Genomic DNA, 1,674 nt, shown 5'->3' on the forward strand with positions numbered 1-1,674 from the left:
AGGGCGGTGGGCGCATGCTTTCCCTATCTATGGAAGATAGGGGGGCCGCTAGGCGTAAAAACGCGCATTCCCGTATAACGCAAAGCGACCAGAACAAACGCGACCCCGGCTCAACCGGATTTGCGCAGGTCAACGCGTTCAAGGAATGGACAATCAATCTCTATGACGCTGGATAGGTCATGCAAGACAAACTAGGCAAATTTCTTTCCACTCAGGTTTCGATAGAATTTGATTGGGGGCGGTCAGACTGTCTGCAATTCCTTGGGTCGTGGGACAGGTTCTTAACCGGTGACGACAGGACACAACACCTCGTCGGAATCTGCTCGACTGAGCAAGAGGCGCTTGATTACCTCGCAGGCATTGGCGGTGAGGTTGCGTTGTTAATTGATCTTTTCGGACACGAACATACCGGCGAAGCGGAGCGTGGCGATGTGGGGTTGATCCCAACTCCCAAGGGACTCTTGGGAGGTATTTACACCGGGCGTCTTTGGGTGTCACGCTTTCCGGGGCGCGGGCTGTCTTACGTCAAAGCAAAAGCAGATCACATATGGAGGCTATAACATGCCTGCAACAATCGCGACTTTTATCGTCACAGCGATTGGGGTTACGGGGACGGCAGCGGCAATAGCATCTACTGTGATTGCCACCGCGATTACAGTCAGCGCCAGCTATCTCCTCAATACACTTCTAGCTCCAAAGCCACCACGTCAGAAGCCTCAGGATATTCAAGCCAATATCCGTAATGAAGCTATTGATCGTAGGAGGGTTCACGGCGGTGCTAAGATGGGTTCTGCAACGGTCTTTGCAGGGGCAAAAGGCGACTACAGATATTTTCTGCACTATATTTGTGAAGGTAGAATTAGATTTGATGAGTTCTACCTTGATGAGCAGAAGGTTGAGATTCCCGACAATGGTCTGGTAGCAACTGGGAGATTGAAAAATGCTGTGAGCTTGCAGTTTATGGATGGCTCGCAGTCTCCGAATGAGTACTTTTATCGTCTAAAGAATGCTTTCCCAGAGTTAGAGAAAGATGGGCCTTTTCGTCATCTTGGCTGTGCAATGGTGCTTATGAGGCTAAAGCAAGATTCATTTAAAAATACATCAAAAGTGTATCCGGCTGGCGTACCTAAGTTAGAAGTTGTTGTCACACGATTGGATGTTTTTGACCCTCGTGACGGGCAGGTAAAGGAAACTGACAACTCCAGCCTGTGCGCGCTTGATGAACTGTCCACTATCGAAGGCGTAGAGCCTGATGATGTGGACTTATTTGATCTAGAGAGTTTCAAGGCTTTTGCAGACTACTGCGATGAACTAGTCCCCCTAAAAATTGGCAGCACAGAAAAAAGATGGCGCACACGTGGTGTTGTGACCATGGGGCAAGATTATGCTGACCGGATGGAGCAGATTCTTGAATGCTGCAATGGTGAAATTTTTCAGGATGGACTAGGTCGATGGGCTATCCGTAAAAAGATTTGCTCTCAACCTTCGTTTGTGATTGATGAGTCTCAAGCTGATCTGTTTGGCCTGTCTATCGAGGGCGGGCGTAAAGACCTTGGTAAATACAACACAGTTAAGATCAGCTACACCAATGAAGAACATCAGGAAGATGAAGCTTCATGGGCTAGCGCGGCGGCATTGGCAGAAGACGGACGCGAGCTGGTAGCAAGTCGCCAG

Annotated in this window: 2 protein-coding genes; both read left to right on the forward strand. The window is 49.2% G+C overall.

What is annotated here, in order from left to right; all coding sequences use genetic code 11:
• The first annotated feature begins 179 nt into the window (after nucleotides 1-179).
• Nucleotides 180-560: a hypothetical protein gene (locus tag PPL9_RS20180; RefSeq protein ID WP_057464369.1), complete on the forward strand. Its 381-nt coding sequence runs from the start codon at nucleotides 180-182 to the stop codon at nucleotides 558-560.
• A gap of 1 nt (nucleotide 561) precedes the next feature.
• Nucleotides 562-1,674 (forward strand): hypothetical protein (locus PPL9_RS20185; protein ID WP_161831386.1); only part of this gene is annotated, 1,113 nt, incomplete at its 3' end.

The sequence above is a fragment of the Pseudovibrio sp. POLY-S9 genome, from assembly GCF_001431305.1.
In the GTDB taxonomy this organism is placed as follows: domain Bacteria; phylum Pseudomonadota; class Alphaproteobacteria; order Rhizobiales; family Stappiaceae; genus Pseudovibrio.